Genomic DNA, 17573 nt, shown 5'->3' with positions numbered 1-17573 from the left:
GGTCCCCGACTGATCCCCACAAATGATCAAGGGCCGGTTTCGGATTCCTCCGAAACCGGCCCTGACCTGCGACTGTCTCCAGTCGGGACGACAGGATTTGAACCTGCGACCCCTTGACCCCCAGTCAAGTGCGCTACCAAGCTGCGCCACGTCCCGTTGCCTGTCGCGCGGCGAACCGCGTGATCATGCAGGTCAACCCTACCCCATACGCAGGGCCGCCCGGCCGGTCCACCTCTTGACCAATAGTTGCTGCCACCTATGATTGCTTAACTCAATAGATCTTCCTGTGGATCGACCCTTGGGCCGCCACCGAATGGAGCGCCATATGTCCCTCCTGGCCCGGCCCGCGGTGGCCCGCCTCGCCGCCAAGGCGCTGCAACGCGTGACCGTCCTGGCGGACCGGCGCTCCGGTGGCCGGGGCTCCGCCGCCGCCTCGCACGCGCGCTTCCCCGAATTTCCGCGCAGGGTACGCGAGTTGACGATTCCCACGTCGATCGGCCCCGCCCGGGCCACGGTCTATCTGCCCCCGAACGCGAGCGACGGGGCGACGCCACCGGTGCACGTCAACTTCCACGGTGGCGGCTACGTCATGACGCTGACCGAGCTGGACGACCCGTTGTGCCGGTACCTCGCAGCCGAGGCCGGGGTGGTCGTGATCAACGTGGACTACGCCGTCGCACCCCAGCATCCGTTCCCGGCGCCGCCCCGGCAGGCGTACGACGTCGTGCGGTGGGTCGCGGAGCAGGGCGGCGAGGAAGGCTGGGACGGCAGTCGGCTCACCGTCGGCGGGCAGAGCGCCGGCGGCGGACTCGCGGCGGCCGTGGCACGCCAGGCACTCGAAGAGGGCGGACCGCCGATCGCGCTCCAGGTACTGCACTATCCGCCGCTCGACCTGGCGACCGGCGCGCGGCACAAGCGGGCCGCCACGGCCAGGCCGGTGCTGCGGCCCTGGATGGCCGACGTCTTCGACTCGTCGTACGTTCCGGACGCGAAGCGGCGCGCCGACCCGCTGGTCTCCCCCGCACATCCGTCCGACACCGCCGACCTGACGGGGATCGCGCCGGCTCTGGTGATCACCGCCGAGTACGACCTGCTACGGGGTGAGGGTGAGCGGTATGCCGAGCGGCTGCGCAAAGTGGGGGCGCTGGTCGAGTATCACGAGGTGACCGGCGCCGATCACGGGTACGACGGGGGCGACGACGAGAAGGCTCGGACGGTCTACGGGGTCATCGCCCGGCATGTTCGGGAGGCTGCGGGGAGCTGACGCTCGCCAACTGCTCCTCCGGGTGCGGGACGAACTCGTCCACCGGGTCCGGCCGAACCGGCGAACCCCGGTCGACAGAAGACCACATCGGCTGAGGCGCCGGGCCTGGCGCCGCACTGCTCCTGGTGTTTCTCCCCGGGCCCCGGGACCCCGCCACGAAGCCCGCCATCAGCAGGGCCACGGCCACTACCACCCACCACGGCAGGCCGGCCTTGGCCATGAACGCGACGACCGCCACCAGCGCGAGAAATGCCGTCACGTCCCCGATCCCCCTTTAACTTTCAACTCATCCGCCCCCGGCATCACGAAAGCCGCCCTGCATCACGGCGGGCATATGACGCAACAATACGCGAGACCGTCGTATAACCCAGTTGGGACCATCAGTACATACGACGGGACATTAGATATGACGGATGCCGCTCACCCCGGGCGCTGTGGTGAACGGCATCCGCCCTCGCCCCGGGCGCAGTGGTGAACGGCATCCGTCCTCGCCCCCGCCGTCGGCGTCCGCCGGTCAGTGCGCGCCGATCAGCTGCTGCTCGCCGTCGCTCGCGGTCGCCCTCCGCGAGCCGCGCAGCGCGGCGATGCCGATGAAGACCATGGACGACAGACCGGCGAGGGCGAAGGCGGTGAAGCCCCGGTCGCCGTTGTTCGCGGCGAGCAACTGGCCACCCAGCCAGGGGCCGAAGACGGCACCGAAGCGGCCCATGCCGGAGGTCCAGCCGACGGCGGTGGCACGGTTCTCGGGGCGGGAGCGGATCGAGACGGTCGCGTAGATCATGGTCTGCGCGCTGTTGAGGAACACGCCGGTCAGGAACACCACCGTGAACGTGATGGCCAGTGGCATGTGGACGCTGAGCAGGAAGACCCCGGCGGCGGTCGGCGCGAACCAGATCGCCGAGATCCGCGGGGCGCCGAACTGGTCGGAGGCGCGTCCGGCGACCAGCATGCCGACGATGCCGCCGAGGTTGAACAGCACCACGAACGTCAACGCCGAGCCCAGGTTGTAGCCCTCGCTGCACATCAGGGTGGGCAGCCAGGTGGCGACGCCGTAGACGAGGAGGAGGCCGCCGAAGGAGGCGAGCCAGCAGAGGAGGCTCTGACTCCACTCACCGCCGCGGAAGAGGTTGGCGAGGGAGGTCCAGCGGTCGCCTGCGGCCTGCTTGCCGGCCGGGGCGGCGGGCAGTTCGACCTCATACCTGGCGGCCAGTTCACGTGCTTCCCGGCTGCGCCCCTTGGCGACCAGGAAGCTCAGCGACTCGGGCAGGAACCTGGCCGGCACAGGCCGACGGCGAGTACGGCCAGTCTGCCGGCGCGAGCGGACGGGGAGGGGGGCGAGGACATCCTTGTTCTCCTCTCGTGCGTTTGTGCGCCAGACGCTAGGGAGTCACTCGAATCTCGTCAACTATTTTGTCAACAATCTCAGCGACAAGACAGGAAGACCCGGCTCGGTCGCGTCCGCAAGGGGTCCGCAAGGGGAGGGTGGGCCGCCTCAGGCGACCGGCGGTGTCCCGTGGGCGTGGAACGACTCGATCGTCTTCAGCCCCCACGCCTGCCCCTTGGCCCGCTCGGCCTCGCTCCAGGTGATCAGCGGCCAGTCCGGGGCCAGCACGAGGCGGGTGAGCGGGTTGCACAGCTCGACACGGTTGCCGCCGGGCTCGTAGACGTACAGGAAGAACGTCTGCTGGATGGCGTGCTTGTGCGGGCCCGTCTCGATGAACACGCCGGAGTCGATGGCCAGATCGGCGGCGCGCAGGATCTCCTCGCGGGTGTCGGTGGCGAAGGCGATGTGGTGCAGCCGGCCGGTGGAGCCGGTCCAGTCCGAGGTATAGACGACGTCGTACGACTTGTTGGTGTACGTCAGCCAACGGGCCGCGATCCGGCCGGAGTCGAGCTGGATCTGCTCCGTCGGCCGGGCGCCCAGCACCCGTTCCTGGAACTCGGCGTTGGCGAGCACGTCGGCGGCGAGGAAGTTGACGTGGTCCAGGCGCCGCACGCCGACGCCTCGGTTGGGCTTGGCCTGCGGCTGGTTCTTCAGCGCGGGCCGCAGGTTCTCGGGGGCTTCGTAGTGCCGGCTCTCCCAGTACAGGGCGTGTTCGTGTCCGTCCGGGTCGGTGGTGACGTAGAGCCTGCCGAGGCCGGGCTCGTCCTCGACCCACCGGCCGGCGCCACCCGCCGCCTCGATCGCCTTGATACGGCGGTCCAGTGCCTCCTCGCTGGAGGTGCGCAGGGCGAGCCGGCCGAGGCCGGGCCGCTCGCGGGCGGTGAGGACGAGGCTGTGGTGCTCGTAGTCGTCGAAGGTCCGCAAGTAGACCGTGTCGCCGGTCTGTTGATTGACCGTCAGGCCGAGGTAGTCGGTGAAGAAGGCGACACTGGCGTCCAGGTCGGGGGTGAACAGCTGGGCGTGGCCGATGTGGGCGATGTCGCCGAGAGGTGGGGTCATCGGTGGCCTCCTCGGGGTCGTGCGGCGGCCCTGGGGAAGGCCGTGCCGTCGAAGATCTTGCGGGCGGTGCGGACCACGGCGGTCCGGCGGGGGGACGGGAGCCCTGCGGCGTCGGTGCCGAGTCCGGCCTCGATGTCGAGGAATCCCGTGGGGTGTTCGATGCGGACGCGGTCGTCCCCGGCGTCGAGTCGGGCCAGGTCCGCGCCCACACCGCCGTCGATGCGCAGGCCGGCGGCGACGCCGGCCGCGCCCAGCACGCCGATCGAGGTGTGGCAGCGCACGGGGATGAAGGTGCGGGTGGTGACGGCGCCGTCGCCTCGGGGCGGGGCGAGGAGGGTGAGCTTGGGGACGGTCGTGTCCGACACGTCACCGAGGCCCATCAGGCGCCCGGCCGCCAGCCGTATCCCGGCCAGCCGGTCGGCGAGTTCGGCGTCCGCCTCCAGTTCCTCGGGGGTCTCGTAGCCGGTGACCCTCAGCGAGGTCGCGGCGATCAGCACGGTCGGCATGCCGTTGTCCACGCAGGTCACGGCGATGCCGTCGATCTCGTCGCGAGCCTTTCCGGTGGGCAGCAGCTTGCCGGTGCCGGGCGGGAACTCGATCAGCACGGGCGCGGCCGTGCCCGGTACGCCCGAGATCTCGGCGTCGCCGGTGTAGTCGACCCGTCCGCCCGGGGTGGGGAAGGTCGCGGTGGCGTAGTCACCGGAGTTGACCATGCGGATGCGGACGCAGGTGCGCTCCTCCCCCGCCGGGACGAGACCGCGCTCGACGGCGAACGGGCCGATGCCTGCGAGGATGTTCCCGCAGTTCTGACGGTCACTCACTTCAGCCTTGTCGACGGCGACTTGGAGGAACAGGTAGTCGACGTCGGCGTGCGGGTCGGCGGAGGGCGACACCACGGCCACCTTGCTGGTGAGCGGATGGGCGCCGCCGAGTCCGTCGATCTGCTGCTCGTCCGGGCTGCCCATCACCCGAAGCAGCAGGTCGTCGCGCGTGGCCGGTTCGGCGGGGAGGTCGGCGGCCAGGAAGTAGGCGCCCTTGGAGGTGCCGCCCCGCATCAGCAGACAGGGGACACCGTCGGTCGCGGGCACACCGTGGGGCGCGGGCAGTCCGTCGGTCACGGCCGCTCGCCCTCGTACCCTTCGTACTCCTCGTACGTCCGGTACTCGACCCCGAGTGCCTTGAGCTTCTCGCGCAACCCGTAGCGGTCCAGGCCGAGTTGGCCTTCGAGGAAGGCGGCGCGGGTGGCGGCCTCCTTGGCCTCGCGGGCCTCCGCCTTCGCCACCGTCGCCCGAGCGCGCTCGCGGGGGACGACCACCACGCCGTCGTCGTCGGCGAGGATCACGTCGCCCGGGCGGACGACCTGGCCGTCGATGGCGACCGGGACGTTCACCGAGCCGCCGGTGGCCTTGACGGTGCCCTGTGCACAGACGGCCCGGGCCCAGGCGGCGAAGCCCATCTCGCGCAGCTCCTGGGTGTCACGGATGCCGGCGTTGATGACGAGGCCGCGCACCCCGCGCCGGTGCAGCGCGGTCGCGAACAGCTCGCCGAACAGGCCGTCGGTGGACGGGGAAGTGGTGGTGACGACCAGGAGGTCGCCCTCGCCGCACTGCTCCACGGCGGCGTGGATCATGAGGTTGTCGCCGGGCCAGCCGAGGACGGTCACGGCGGTGCCCGCGACCCGTACGCCCTGTTGAATGGGGCGGATCCCGGGCCCCAGCAGGCCCGTCCGGCCCATGGCCTCGCTGACGGTCGCCACGCCGAAGCGGGCCAGCGCGTCGACGTCCTTCAGCTCCGCCTTGGGCGGGTCGGTGACGATCACGCCGCTCATGCCAGCTCCTTCGCGATCTGCGGGAAGGGGCGCATGTACGCCTCGGCCATGGTCCTGTGGGCCAGGCCCAGATTGGGTCCGGCGTTGCGCCTGAGCTGGACGCCGCGGCGGACGGCGAGGTCGGTGTAGTAGTCCCACAGGTGCTGCTGGGCGCCGAGGCACTCCATGGCTCCCCGCTTGGTGTCCCACACCTCGGTGATGTCGAGCAGGACCTCGGGCCGGAAGCCGCTCATCTCGGGCTGGTGGGGCTCGAAGTAGAAGACGGGCGGGGCGCCGATGATGTCGCCGGCGCCGGGGTAGCCGATTGCCTGGGCGAGGATCCGGGCCTCAAGGGCCATGCGGTTGGCGGCCGGGTGGTCGCCGTTGTACGGGTCCTCGGTCGGGTGGGTGAGGACCACGTCGGGCTGGGTCTCGCGGTGGACGGCGACCAGTTGGTCGGTCAGCTCGGCGGTGGCGACCAGCGGGTAGTCGCCGGCGTCGAAGAAGCGGACCTCGGCGCCGAGGGTGGCGGCGGCGCGCTCGGCCTCGTCACGGCGTATTGCCTTGATCTCGTCCAGCTTCTTCCCCTCGCGCCAGGCCTTGGCGGACTCGCCGCGCTCACCGAAGGTCAGACAGGCGATGGTGACCTTCTCGCCCCGGGATACGGCCAGGGCGATGGCGCCGCCCGCCCGCCAGACGAAGTCCCCGGCGTGCGCGGTGATGACGAGGGTCGAGCGGGGCCGGGAAGGGGGTTCCCCCGGCTCGACCGGAGTCGAGAGCTCGGGGGCGGGCGCATCGGCATGCGTCATGGCTGGTTCTCCTTGAGTGACAGGTGTGCGCCCGCCCCGTCCGACTCAGCCGCGCGACGACTCGTACGGCTCAGTCGCGCAGCGCCTCGATCACGCTGGTGAGGTGGGCGCGGACGGCCGCCTCGGCCGCCTGCGGGTCCCTGGACCTGATCGCCTCGATCATCGCCAGATGCTCGCTCAGGGAGTGCTGCGGACGCCCCGGCCTCAGCGCCAACTGGAAGCGGTGGCGCACCAGTTGTGCGTTGAGCCGCTCCAGCAGTTCCACGGCCGTGCGCTGGCCGGAGAACTCCTGGATCCTGGCGTGCAGTTCCTGGTTGAGTTCGGAGTACGTCATCGGCTCGCCGTCGGCGACGGCCTTGGTCATCGCCGCACCGAGGTCGGCGAGCCGGGTCAGCTGCTCGTCATTGGCCGTGACGGCGGCCTTGGCCGCGCAGAGTCCCTCCAGGACCATGCGGCACTCGGTGATGGCGACCGCTTCCTCCACGCTCACCACCCGAACCCGCGAGCCCCGGTTGCGGATCCGCTCGACCAGGCCCTGGGCCTCCAGGTCGATGAGTGCCGCACGGATGCTGGCCCGTGTCACACCGAACTGCTCGGCGAGTTCGTTCTCCACCAACCGCTGTGCCGGTGCCATCTCGCCGTGCAGGATCGCCTGCCGCAGCTGCGCGAGGGCGTGCTGCTTGGCCTGCTCCCCGGTGCTCGGACCGGCTTCGTTCGGCATGTGCCCTCCCTGAGTGAGTGCCCGTCGAACGTAAATCTAGCCAAACAGAATTGTCAACAATTTTGTCCGCCATGACGAGGTGTCCGGTCAGCCCCGGCGATTCCGCACACCCTGTCGACGCCCCGCGTCCGAACCCCCGGGCTAGGGTCGCCGCATGACCCACAGCTTCGTACTCCACATCCCCGACGCCGAGCTCGAACCCGAGCCCCTCGACCCGGCGCAGATCGTCTCGGGCAAGCCCGAGGTCACCGGAAAGGTGGTCTGGGAGTCGGAGGACGGGCGTCAGGTGCGCGGGGTCTGGCAGATCACGCCGGGGGTCGTCACCGACACCGAGGCGGACGAGTTGTTCGTCGTGATCAGCGGGTCGGCGACCATCGAGGTCGAGGACGGGCCGACGTTGACGGTCGGGCCCGGTGACATGGCGGTGCTGCGCGAGGGCGACCGTACGACGTGGACGGTGCACGAGACGTTGCGCAAGGCGTACGCCATCAATCTGTGAGGCCCTCGGCGAGCACGGTCGCGAGGGTGATCCTGGTGACGTCGGCGAGGTAGCCGTAGTCGAGCGTGCCGGGGGCGTCGGACGTCCGGTGGTAGTGCGGGTTCCCCTCCCCCTCGTACGCGCCGATGGTCACGTCGCTGTGTGCCTCGAACGGCATGTAGTCGCTGGCATAGATGGGGCCGAGTCTGACCGGCAGCGCGGTGTGGTCCGCGGCCGCCTGTGCCATGACCGCGCCGAAGGCCTGCGAGGCGGCGTCGTTGCCCGGTACGGCGTTTCCCAGGTCACGCTCCACCGTCACCGAGCCGTCCGCCGGCGGCCTGCCCACCATGTCCAGGTTCACCACCCGGTAGACCTCGGATCCCGTGGCGTGCAGCGCCGTGGCGTACGCCTCGGATCCCCACAGTCCCTGTTCCTCTCCGGAGAACGCCACGAAGCGGACGGTGCAGGACAGCGCGACGGGGGCGAGCAGCCGGGCGATCTCGACCGTCGCGGCCACCCCGCTGGCGTTGTCGTCGGCGCCCGGCGCACGCGCCGTGGCGTCGTTCGCGTCCTCCATGCGGCTGTCGTAGTGGGCGCACAGGATGATGACGGGGCCATCGGCGGCCGTGCCGGGTTTGGTGCAGATCACGTTGTCGGCGCTGTGACCGCCGTTGGCCCAGGGGCGTCTGACCACGTCCGGGTACCCCGCCGCCGTCAGCCGGGTGACGATCTCCCCGGCGGCCGGTCCGATCTCGGGTGAGAACGTGTGCCGGGTGTGGAAGGCCGACAGTGCCTCGACGGTGTTCCGCAGGGCGTCCGCCGACACCGACTCGACGAGCCCGGCGGTGAACTCGTCCGGCGGTGCGCCCCTCCTGTCGCGCTTCGCCGTGGCGACCGGGGTGGCGGGGCTGGGCGGGTGCCGCTTGTCGGGAGGAGTCAGCGGCCGGTCCTCGGCGGGTGTGTCGTACGGCATCACGCACCGCCTTCAGCCCGTGTCGAGGTCGGGTTGGCAGTACGCGCAGCCGTTGTACCCGCGGGCGAGCGCGTCCTCGGCCCGGGCGAAGGGCACCTTGCTGTCGGGGCCGAGCCTCGGCCAGTACGGGCATGTGGAGACATGCAGTTCACCGCTGTGCGGGTTGCCGAAGAAGAAGTCCTCCAGTTCCTTCACCGCGGTGATCTGGATCGTCATACGCCCGGCGATGACGCCGTCCTGGTACTGCGTCGCCACGAACGGATACATCCGCAGGTGCTCGGCGTGATGGGAGAAGTCGATGGTGATGTCGGCCGCCACCCGGTCGTCCGGCTCCAGCTCGAACCCCTCGACGACCGCCTTCCTGCCGCCGGTCATCTCCAGGGTGCTGCGGACCTGTCCGGGCTCGACCACCACGAGGTCGGTCAGCTCGGCATCCTTGGTGATGCGGCTGAGCGTACGGATCGAGATCCGGGTGTCCTCGGGCAGCGCGGTCGCGTCCAGGTGCCAGGAGCCCGTCGTGGCGGTCAGCGCGCCCCGCAACGTGATCGTCATGTGCGTCTTGCCGCCCGGCACGGCCAGCTGCGGAGCGACGTTCCGCTGCCCCACGTTGTTGTCGAACCGGACGATCCGGTCGTGCTGCACCGGGTCGTTGAGGGTCGCGGTGACCGCGGGGTCTGGAGCGCCGTGCACGACGGCCACCAGGCATTCGTGGTCCACGATCTGCGGGGTCCAGACGAACGGTCCGACCCGCACCGCGCCGCCCGCGGGAATCTGCTCGCTGATCACGAGCGTGCCCAGGGACTGGAAGTGCGTGGGCCAGATCATGCCCGTACCCGGGTCGCAGCGGAACGCCTCGACCTGGAACGACCCGCCCGTGGCCGGCTGGGTCCCGCGGTTGTGGACGCGTACGTAGAGATAGTTGGGCTGGTTGTTGATGGGCGACTCATGACCGAGCTCCGGGTTGTCGCCGGTGCTGATGTCCTTGTTGCGCACCCAGAGGTCGGGGGAGGTCCAGTAGGGCAGCGCGCTCGGCTGCGCGCCGATGTCGGTGGGGTTGTCCGCGATGTAGACGTCCACCGGGCGCGGTGCCCACAGTCCCTGGCTGACGAAGGCCTCGTCCATCACCTTGCTGTAGAGGCCCCCGGTGAGCGCCGAGTCCGCCGTGATGCAGCCCTGGGCCATGCTCACGGCGTGGGCGGCGTCCGGGGAGTTGTCGTCCGGGACGACGATCAGCATCTCCAGCATCGTCCTGATCACCGCGTCGGCCGCCGCGATCCGCACGGCGGGGTCGGGCGAGTCGCCGCCCATGCCCAGGTAGCACCGCCACAGCGCCGTGCCGAGCATCGAGTTGCGCAGGTTGTTGCCGTAGCCGCCGAAGCCCGCGTCGTCGAAGCGCTGCAGGAGGTCGAGCCGGCGCTCGGTGCTCCACTGGTTGGTGGCGTTGTTGTCGAAGGGGAACGTCTCGGTGCGCCGGTGTCCGTTGGGGTTGAACCGGTCCCGGTAGATCGCGGGAAGTGCGTCGCAGACGCTGTGCTCGTACGACGCCGAGCCGCCGTGGTCGGCGTCGAGCCAGTCGAACACGCCGTGGACGTACTCGTGGAGGATGACCCCGACGTCACCGGCGTCGGGCGCGCCGCCCTCTCCGAACCGGATCCGCGGGGGCGTCATCGTCCCGTGCCATTCGCTCTGGTCCTCGTTGTCGTACGCCTGCGCGTCGACCTCGACCTTGGTCATGTTGGCGTTGAGCGTGGTGTTTCCCAGGGTGCGGAGGTAGCGCGCGAAGGTGTCGAGCCAGTAGTAGGCGTTCGCGCTCAGGAAGGCGCGGTTCGCCGGGTAGCTGTCGTAGGAGAAGGTCGGTGACGGCTCCACGGGCTGGGGGAACGCGGGCGTGTCCCAGTCGACGCACCGGAACCAGTCCCCGTCGAGCCGGAAGGTGCCCCCGCCGTCGGCCGGCGCGACCTCGGCCGTGACGTCGTGACGGAAGGCGTTGAGCGTGGCGGTGCTGGAACCGCCGTGGATGGTGGGGTCGTTCGACTCGGTCACCGGGTCGGGCATGAAGACCTTGAGCGTGGCCGTCACGTATTTTCCGGCGAGTGCGATCCAGAGCAGTTTTCCGGATACGGCGTCCACGGCCACACGGAAATGCTCGAAGGGGCCGCCGGTCTCGACGAGGAGATCGCGTACGAGATGCAGCGCGCCGTCCGGCTTCCCTCCCTTCTTCAGCAACTCGATCGTGGCGGTGGGATAGTTGCTCTCCGGCAGGGGCGGCCGGTCCGTGAAACGTAGATAGACGAGTTCGTCCTTGATGATGTCGGCGGTTTCGAAATCGTCCCGGAACGGCGCGAGGGCAGCCCTGTCGAGATCTTCCAGGGCGCGCGCGGCAGCGGGGTCCGGAGCGTCCGAGACGTCGATCTCTCCCGAATGGTCGACCTGAATGACGGCGGCCTGTTTGACGTCGGCGACCGCCTGCACCGTGGCGCCCCTGATCGGAAGGTCATGGTGGAACTGCTGGTAGCGCACCCTGAGCGTGGCGGCGCCCTCGACCGAGTCGACCTCGCGCAGATCGATCTGGCCCGCCTTGAGTTCCGTCGCGCGCGCTTTCATGAAGCCGTCGATGGCCTTTCGGGCGGTCGGCGCACGGGAAAGCGTCGCCCCGGGATCCACATACTTCCGCAACACCCCGTCGGAATCCTTGCGTTCACCGACCTGCGGGACCATCCGCAAAGGCTTGTCGGCCTCCGGTCCGGGCATGTTCCGCTGCCGGTCGCCGTATTCCCGAGCCATGACGGCCACCTCCAGAGCGAGTGGAGGGTAAGAATTCCCGGCAAAATTCTAACGCCGTGCGCAGGGCCCTGCTACACGAAAACTCTTTGACGGTTCAGTGGTTGACGATTCGACAGGGCGGCCCGGTCGTCCCCCGGACCTCCAGCGTCGGGGCCGTCAAATGGACGCGGGCTTCTCCGCCCGCCCCTTCGAAGCGGTCCAGGAGGCAGCGGGCCGCGCGGCGGCCGACCTCGTGGCTGGCGTTGTCGACGGTGGTGAGCCAGACGTGGCGCAGGCGGGCGATGCTCGTGTTGTCGTAGCCGACGAGGGACAGGTCGGCCGGGACGCGCAGGCCCAGTTCCTCGGCCGCCGACAGCGCGCCGATCGCGGTGATGTCGTTCACCGCGAAGAGGGCCGTGGGGCGGCGCTCGGGTCGGCCGAGGAGCCGTACCGCGGTGCGGAAGCCGCCCTCCTCCGTCAGGTCGCTCGCCTCCACGACGGCCTCGTCCGCGAGACCGTGTGCCCGCATCGTCGCCTCGAAGCTGCGCCGGCGCAGCTCCGCGACCGCGCCGTACCCCGCGATGTGCGCGATACGACGGTGGCCGAGCCCGATGAGGTGCTCGGTGACCAGGCGGGCGCCCTGCTCGTCGTCGCCCGCGACCATGTCGACGCCCGGCAGCTCCGGCTCGCGGGCACCGGCCACCACGACCGGAACGCGCTCGGCCACCGTGCCCAGGGCCGCCGGTTCGGGCAGCGTGCCGACCACGACCAGGCCGTCGACCCGCAGGTCGAGGAGCGGGCTCGCCGGGTCCTGGCCGATGCGGCGGTTGAGGCGGGCGTCGGCCAGCAGCATGTGCAGGCCGCCCGCGTGGAGCAGGGAGTTGAGGCCGTCCAGCATGTCCACGAACCACGGGTTGCGCAGGTCGTTCAGGAGGACGCCGACCGTGCGGGTGCGCCGCTCGCTGAGGCTGCGGGCGGCGGCGTTCGGGCGGTAGCCGAGTTCGCGTACGGCCCGCAGGACGGCCTCCCGCTTCTCCGGGCGCACCTGCTCGGAGCCGCGCAGCACCAGCGAGACGAGCGACTTGGAGACGCCGGCCCGGTCGGCCACGTCGCGGATCGTCGGCGGTCTCATGACATGGACCGTTCCATGCGCTGCCTTGTCCTGTCAAAGGGGCGGGAAGGGGTTGACACCCCAGGAGAGCGGCCTCCAAGGTGGGCGGGAAAGAAGTTGGACCGGTCCAAAGAGGGGCTGTCAGTCATGGTCGACACGCTTGGCGTCGCCGTTGTCGGATTCGGCTGGATGGGCCGGGTGCACACCCAGGCGTACGCCCGCGTCCCGCACCACTATCCGCGGCTGGCCGTGCGCCCGGAGCTGGCGGTCGTCGCCGAGGACGCGCCGGGGCGGGCAGAGGAGGCCGCCGCGCAGTTCGGGTTCGCCGCCACGACCCGCGACTGGCGCGAGGTGGCCGCCGACCCGCGGGTGAAGGCCGTCAGCATCACCGCCCCGAACTTCCTGCACCGCGAGATCGGCGTCGCGATGGCCGAGGCCGGCAAGCACATCTGGATCGAGAAGCCGGTGGGCCTGTCGGTGGCCGACGCCCAGGCGGTCGCCGACGCCGTCGCCAAGGCCGGCGTCCAGAGCGCGGTCGGCTTCAACTACCGCAACGCGCCCGCCGTCGAGGCCGCCCGCGAGCTCATCGCCTCCGGCGAGATCGGCACCGTCACACACGTCCGCGTCCGTCTCTTCAGCGACTACGCCGCCCACCCCGACGGCGCCCTGACCTGGCGGTACGAGAAGGAGCGGGGCGGCAGCGGAGTCCTCGGCGACCTGGCCTCGCACGGCGCCGACCTCGCCCGCCATCTGCTCGGCGACATCGCCTCCCTCACCGCCGACACCGCCGTCTTCATCCCCGAACGCGCCCGCCCCACCGGCGCCACCGCCGGCCACACCCTGGCCACCGGCGGCGAACGCGGCCCGGTCGAGAACGAGGACTACGTGTCCTGCCTGCTGCGCTTCGCTTCCGGCGCCCGCGGCGTCCTGGAGGCGTGCCGGGTCTCGGTCGGCGAGCAGAACAACTACGGCTTCGAGGTGCACGGCACCAAGGGCGCCGTCTTCTGGGACTTCCGCCGCATGAACGAGCTCGGCATCAGCCGCGGCACCACCTACCAGGACCAGCCCGTCAGCACCGTCTACGTCGGCCCCGGCGCCGGCGAGTTCGGCGCCTTCCAGCCGGGCGCGGCGAACGCCATGGGCTACGACGACCTCAAGGTCATCGAGGCGTACCGCTTCCTGCGCTCCATCGCCGAGGGCACCCCGCACGGCGCCACCGTCCAGGACGCCGTGCACAGCGCCGCCGTACTGGAGGCGATGGTGCGGTCGGCGCAGGGCGGGGCGTGGGTGTCCGTGGACGCGGGGGTGTGAGGGGCGGCGGCGAGGCGTGACGGACGCGGTCAGCGGGAGCGGGCGCGGGCGCGGGCGCGGGCGCGGCGGCCGAGGGTGACCTTGATGGGGGCCAGGACGAGCCAGAACCACATGGCGGTGGAGCCGACCGTCAGGGCGAGCGGGACGCTGAGGGCGAAGACCAGCACCGTCATCGCGAGGTCGAGCGCGAAGAGCCGGAAGCCCTCCGGCGGCTCCGCCCCGTCACGCAGCCAGGGGCGCCGGGCCAGGACGAGGATCAGTGCGAGGTGGGCGGCGCCGAGCGCTGCGACCGCCCCCGCGTAGGAGGCGACCGACTCGGGCTCCCTGCCGTACTCGGCGATGAGCTTGGTGGGGAAGGGCAGCAGGGCCGCGACGCCGAGCCCCAGGATGGACAGTGTGATCACCTGTCCGTCGATCTGCCGGACCAGGCGGAAGATGCGGCGGTGTTCGCGCCAGAAGGCGCCGAGCACCAGCACGGTGAGTGCGTAGGCACCGAGGTTCGGGACCAGTTCGTGCAGGGCGTGATGGTAGTGCGCGTCGTCCAGGCCCCGCGGCACGTAGAAGTCCAGGACGAGCAGGGTGATCGCGATGGCGAACACACCGTCGGCGAGCGCCATCAGTCGCTCGGGACCGCCGTCCGGGTTCGATTTCCACATGCGCACGACGGTAGGGAGCCGTGGCCCGTCCGGCGGGCGTACACGCCAGGCGCGCGTCCCCGATCGTCACCCGATGGGCGTGGGCATGTTGTACGGCGTCACCACCTGGATCGCCGAGGGCAGTGTCGGCCCCGCGGGCGGCAGCGCGCCGTGCGCCCGCATGACGATGTGGCAGGCCTCGCGCATGTCCTGGCGAAGGTCGTGGTGGAGCACGGCGGACAGGCGGTGCTCGCGCAGCAGACGGGTGTTGTCATGGTCCAGGTCGTGCGCGACGAACACCGCGCAGGCGCGGCCCGCGTCCTCGAAGGCCCGGAGGGTCGCGATGTTGCCGCCGCCGATCGAGTAGACCGCGCGGATCTCCGGATCGCGCTCCAGGGCGGCGCGGACGAGGTCGTACTGGGTCGAGTCCAGGCCCTGTCCCTCGGCCAGTTCGACCAGCGCGCGGCCGGGGTGCCGGGCGCGCATGGCGCTGCGGAAGCCCATCTCGCGCTCCTCCTCGTTGCGGAAGAAGCCGCTGCTGAGGCTGGTGAGGACATGGCCGGGGCGATCGCCCAGCCACTGGCCCATGAGGTACGCGGCCGTCGCCCCGGCGGCCCGGTTGTCGATGCCGACGTACGCGAGGCGCGCCGTGGACGGCAGGTCGGTCACCAGGGTCACCACCGGTATGCCGGCCTCCGCGAGCCGCGCGACGGCGGCGGTCACCTCGGGGACGTCCGGGGCCTTGAGGACCACGCCCTGCGAACCGCGCCGGGCGATCCGGTCCAGCGTCCGCGTCAGCTCCGCCACGGGGCCGGTCTCCCGGAAGTGGAACCGCGAGCGCACGACGGCCGGGTGCAGGCCCGGCAGCTCGGCCTCCAGGGCGGCCCGTACGGCGGTGGAGAACCGCTCCGGCGACTGCATGACGATGTCGATCATGAAGGTGCGGCCCACCAGCCGGACCTGCGTCCGCTGCCGGTCCAGGTCGGCGATGGCCTGGCGGACCTCGCGCGCGGTGCTCTCCCGCACCCCTCCCCTGCCGTTCAGGACCCGGTCCACGGTGGCCTCGCTGAGGCCTGCCTGACGTGCGATCTCCCGGATCGGGAAGGGGTGTCCCATTCGGATGCTCCCGGAGCTTGTCTGGAGGGGGTGCCTTGAGGGGTTTTTGATGGCCGCCTGCTGGTTGTTCGACGGGTTTGTACTGACAAGAATGACAGCACCGAGTCGCCCGTGTCACCGAGAGGACGCCGATGTCCTACACCTCCGCCCAGCGCCGTGCGTGGCTGTCCGAGCAGGACTGTGACCTCGCCGCCTTCCGCGCACTCGTCGAGCGGACCACGGACCTCGCCGACTACCCGTACGCCTCCGCCGTGGAGCGGGGCGTCCTGGTCTACGACAGCGACCGCCTGCGCAAGGCCGATGACCCGCGTTCGGTGCGCGCCGAACTGGTCCGCGCCCTCACCGACGGTCCGGGCATCGTGGTCTTCCAGCGGGCCTTTCCCGACCCGGGGATCGTCGACCGGCTCACCACCGTGTTCGACGCCCTGATCGCCGAGCAGCGCGCCTCGGGCACGCACGCCGGTGACCACTTCGCCAAGCCGGGCGCCAACGACCGGGTGTGGAACGCGCTGGAGAAGGCGGCGCTGTACGACCCCGAGGCGTTCGCCGACTACTACGCCAACGACATCCTGGCGCTCGTCTCGGACGCCTGGCTCGGCCCCGGCTACCAGGTCACCTCGCAGGTGAACGTGGTCAACCCCGGCGGTGCGGCGCAGACCGTGCACCGCGACTACCACCTGGGCTTCCTCTCCAACGAGGTCGCGGCCGCCTACCCGGCCCATGTGCACCTCCTCTCCCCCGTGCTCACCCTCCAGGGCGCGGTCGCGCACTGCGACATGCCGGTGGAGTCCGGGCCGACGACGTACCTGCCGTACTCCCAGACGTACGAGCCCGGCTACCTGGCCTGGCGGCTGCCGCAGTTCCAGGCCTACTTCGACGACCACCACATCCAGCTCCCCCTCGCCAAGGGCGACGCGGCGTTCTTCAACCCGGCGCTGTTCCACGCGGCCGGCAGCAACCGGTCGGCGCACATCCGGCGCATGGCGAACCTGCTCCAGGTGTCCTCGGCGTTCGGGCGGACCATGGAGACGGTGGACCGCGAGGCGGTGGCCAACGCCGTGTTCCCGGTACTGCTGAAGCGGCGGGGCGAGGGCGCGGACGAGGCGTGGCTGGAGCGGGTGATCGCCGCGAGCGCGGAGGGGTACCCCTTCCCCACGAACCTCGACAGCGATCCGCCGGTGGCCGGGCTGGCCCCGCCCGCGCAGGCGGACGTCGTACGGCGTGCGCTGCGCGAGGCATGGACTCCCGGGGCTCTGCGTGAAGAGCTGCGGGCCGGCGCCGAGCGGCGCCAGAGCTGATCAGAGCTGAAAGGACCCGGAACCGGATGGGACTTCTCGACGACAAGGTCGTCCTCGTCAACGGCGGCAGCCAGGGTGTGGGCGCCGCCATCGCGCGGGCCGCCGTCCGCGAGGGTGCGGTCGTGGCCGTCACCGGGCGGCGCACCGAACCCGGTGAGGCGCTGGTGGCCGAGCTGGCCGCCGGCGGGGGAAAGGCCATGTTCGTACGGGCCGACCTCGCGGACGCCGACCAGGCGAAGGCGTCCGTCGCCGAGGTCGTCGACGCGTACGGGCGGATCGACTGCCTGGTCAACTCGGCGGGGCTGACGTCCCGGGGCACGCTCCTGGACACCACGCCCGAGCTGTTCGACCAGCACATCGCGATCAATCTCAAGGCGCCGTTCTTCGCCATGCAGGCCGCCGTGCAGGACATGGTCTCGCGCGGGGCGCCCGGCACGATCGTCAACATCATCACGTCCTCGGCGCACGGCGGGCAGCCGTTCCTCGCGCCGTACGTCTCCGCCAAGGCCGGCCTCGTCGGGCTGACCCGCAACGCCGCGCACGCCCACCGCTTCGACCGGGTCCGGATCAACGGACTGAACATCGGCTGGACGGCGACGGAGGGTGAGGATGCCACGCAGAAGGCGTTTCACGGGGCCGGGGACGACTGGCGTGAGTCGGCTGCTGCGAAGTTGCCGATGGGCAAGCTGGGGCAGCCTGATGAGATCGCCGACTTCGTGGTCTTCTTGCTGTCGGATCGGTCGGGCGTCGTTACTGGGTCGGTGATCGACTGGGACCAGAACGTACTGGGAGGACTCGACTAAGGATTTGCCGCGCATTGTCGTCAGTCGTGTGCGGCGCCTTC

The 17573-nt window shown here is 70.7% G+C and carries 16 protein-coding genes, 1 tRNA gene and 1 pseudogene; 5 read left to right on the top strand and 13 right to left on the bottom strand.

The window, feature by feature from the left end; genetic code table 11:
• Positions 1-82: 82 nt before the first annotated feature.
• Positions 83-156, bottom strand: a tRNA-Pro gene (locus tag POF73_RS10100).
• Positions 157-325: 169 nt separating this feature from the next.
• Here POF73_RS10100 and POF73_RS10095 point away from each other — a divergent pair.
• On the top strand, positions 326-1264 hold the full coding sequence (locus POF73_RS10095) for an alpha/beta hydrolase (RefSeq protein WP_272114212.1): 939 nt from the start codon (positions 326-328) through the stop codon (positions 1262-1264).
• Here POF73_RS10095 and POF73_RS10090 read toward each other — a convergent pair.
• The 7 genes and pseudogenes from POF73_RS10090 to POF73_RS10060 all read right to left on the bottom strand — a co-directional run bounded on the left by POF73_RS10090 (position 1227) and on the right by POF73_RS10060 (position 7044).
• On the bottom strand, positions 1227-1523 hold the full coding sequence (locus tag POF73_RS10090; protein WP_272114211.1) for a hypothetical protein: 297 nt from the start codon (positions 1521-1523) through the stop codon (positions 1227-1229). The genes POF73_RS10095 and POF73_RS10090 overlap by 38 nt on opposite strands.
• A 255-nt stretch (positions 1524-1778) precedes the next feature.
• Positions 1779-2549 (bottom strand): annotated as a pseudogene (locus tag POF73_RS10085) (MFS transporter); the annotation flags it as partial.
• A gap of 207 nt (positions 2550-2756) precedes the next feature.
• On the bottom strand, positions 2757-3707 hold the full coding sequence (locus POF73_RS10080) for a VOC family protein (RefSeq protein WP_272114210.1): 951 nt from the start codon (positions 3705-3707) through the stop codon (positions 2757-2759).
• Positions 3704-4825, bottom strand: coding sequence for a 4-oxalomesaconate tautomerase (locus POF73_RS10075; RefSeq protein WP_272114209.1), 1122 nt, complete (start codon positions 4823-4825; stop codon positions 3704-3706). Before POF73_RS10075 ends, POF73_RS10080 begins: the two co-directional genes overlap by 4 nt.
• Positions 4822-5535 carry a 4-carboxy-4-hydroxy-2-oxoadipate aldolase/oxaloacetate decarboxylase gene (locus POF73_RS10070; protein ID WP_272114208.1) on the bottom strand — a complete coding sequence of 238 codons (714 nt, stop codon included), beginning with the start codon at positions 5533-5535 and terminating at the stop codon, positions 4822-4824. Before POF73_RS10070 ends, POF73_RS10075 begins: the two co-directional genes overlap by 4 nt.
• Entirely contained in the window at positions 5532-6323 is a 792-nt protein-coding gene (locus tag POF73_RS10065) for a PIG-L deacetylase family protein (protein WP_272114206.1), read from the bottom strand. The genes POF73_RS10070 and POF73_RS10065 overlap by 4 nt, the downstream gene beginning before the upstream one ends.
• A gap of 70 nt (positions 6324-6393) precedes the next feature.
• The gene (locus POF73_RS10060) at positions 6394-7044 is read right to left on the bottom strand and encodes a GntR family transcriptional regulator (protein WP_272114205.1); all 651 of its coding nucleotides are present in this window, start codon (positions 7042-7044) and stop codon (positions 6394-6396) included.
• A gap of 154 nt (positions 7045-7198) precedes the next feature.
• Between POF73_RS10060 and POF73_RS10055 the strand changes: the two genes are divergently transcribed.
• Positions 7199-7543, top strand: coding sequence for a cupin domain-containing protein (locus POF73_RS10055; protein ID WP_272114204.1), 345 nt, complete (start codon positions 7199-7201; stop codon positions 7541-7543).
• Here the strand turns inward: POF73_RS10055 and POF73_RS10050 are convergent.
• The 3 genes from POF73_RS10050 to POF73_RS10040 form a co-directional block, all read right to left on the bottom strand.
• Positions 7533-8495, bottom strand: coding sequence for a M28 family metallopeptidase (locus POF73_RS10050; protein ID WP_272114203.1), 963 nt, complete (start codon positions 8493-8495; stop codon positions 7533-7535). The two genes, POF73_RS10055 and POF73_RS10050, sit on opposite strands and share 11 nt — an antisense overlap.
• A 12-nt stretch (positions 8496-8507) precedes the next feature.
• Entirely contained in the window at positions 8508-11279 is a 2772-nt protein-coding gene (locus POF73_RS10045; protein ID WP_272114202.1) for a hypothetical protein, read from the bottom strand.
• Positions 11280-11373: 94 nt separating this feature from the next.
• Entirely contained in the window at positions 11374-12390 is a 1017-nt protein-coding gene (locus POF73_RS10040) for a LacI family DNA-binding transcriptional regulator (protein ID WP_272114201.1), read from the bottom strand.
• A 126-nt stretch (positions 12391-12516) separates the two neighbouring features.
• Here POF73_RS10040 and POF73_RS10035 point away from each other — a divergent pair, with 126 nt between their 5' ends.
• The gene (locus POF73_RS10035) at positions 12517-13680 is read left to right on the top strand and encodes a Gfo/Idh/MocA family protein (RefSeq protein WP_272114200.1); all 1164 of its coding nucleotides are present in this window, start codon (positions 12517-12519) and stop codon (positions 13678-13680) included.
• 29 nt (positions 13681-13709) lie between these two features.
• On the opposite strand, the gene POF73_RS10030 is transcribed toward POF73_RS10035, so the two are convergent.
• Together POF73_RS10030 and POF73_RS10025 are read right to left on the bottom strand one after the other, a co-directional pair.
• On the bottom strand, positions 13710-14336 hold the full coding sequence (locus POF73_RS10030) for a TMEM175 family protein (RefSeq protein WP_272114199.1): 627 nt from the start codon (positions 14334-14336) through the stop codon (positions 13710-13712).
• Between the two features lie 66 nt (positions 14337-14402).
• Positions 14403-15431: a LacI family DNA-binding transcriptional regulator gene (locus POF73_RS10025; RefSeq protein ID WP_272114198.1), complete on the bottom strand. Its 1029-nt coding sequence runs from the start codon at positions 15429-15431 to the stop codon at positions 14403-14405.
• Between the two features lie 131 nt (positions 15432-15562).
• On the opposite strand from POF73_RS10025, the gene POF73_RS10020 reads away from it, so the two are divergent.
• The gene (locus tag POF73_RS10020) at positions 15563-16729 is read left to right on the top strand and encodes a phytanoyl-CoA dioxygenase family protein (RefSeq protein ID WP_272114197.1); all 1167 of its coding nucleotides are present in this window, start codon (positions 15563-15565) and stop codon (positions 16727-16729) included.
• Positions 16730-16755: 26 nt separating this feature from the next.
• Entirely contained in the window at positions 16756-17532 is a 777-nt protein-coding gene (locus POF73_RS10015) for an SDR family oxidoreductase (RefSeq protein ID WP_272114196.1), read from the top strand.
• The last annotated feature ends 41 nt before the right edge of the window (positions 17533-17573 follow it).

This window comes from Streptomyces sp. HD, from assembly GCF_028369295.1.
In the GTDB taxonomy this organism is placed as follows: domain Bacteria; phylum Actinomycetota; class Actinomycetes; order Streptomycetales; family Streptomycetaceae; genus Streptomyces.
The sequence above is the reverse complement of the archived record's forward strand: the minus strand, read 5'-3'. Positions and strand labels throughout refer to the sequence as shown.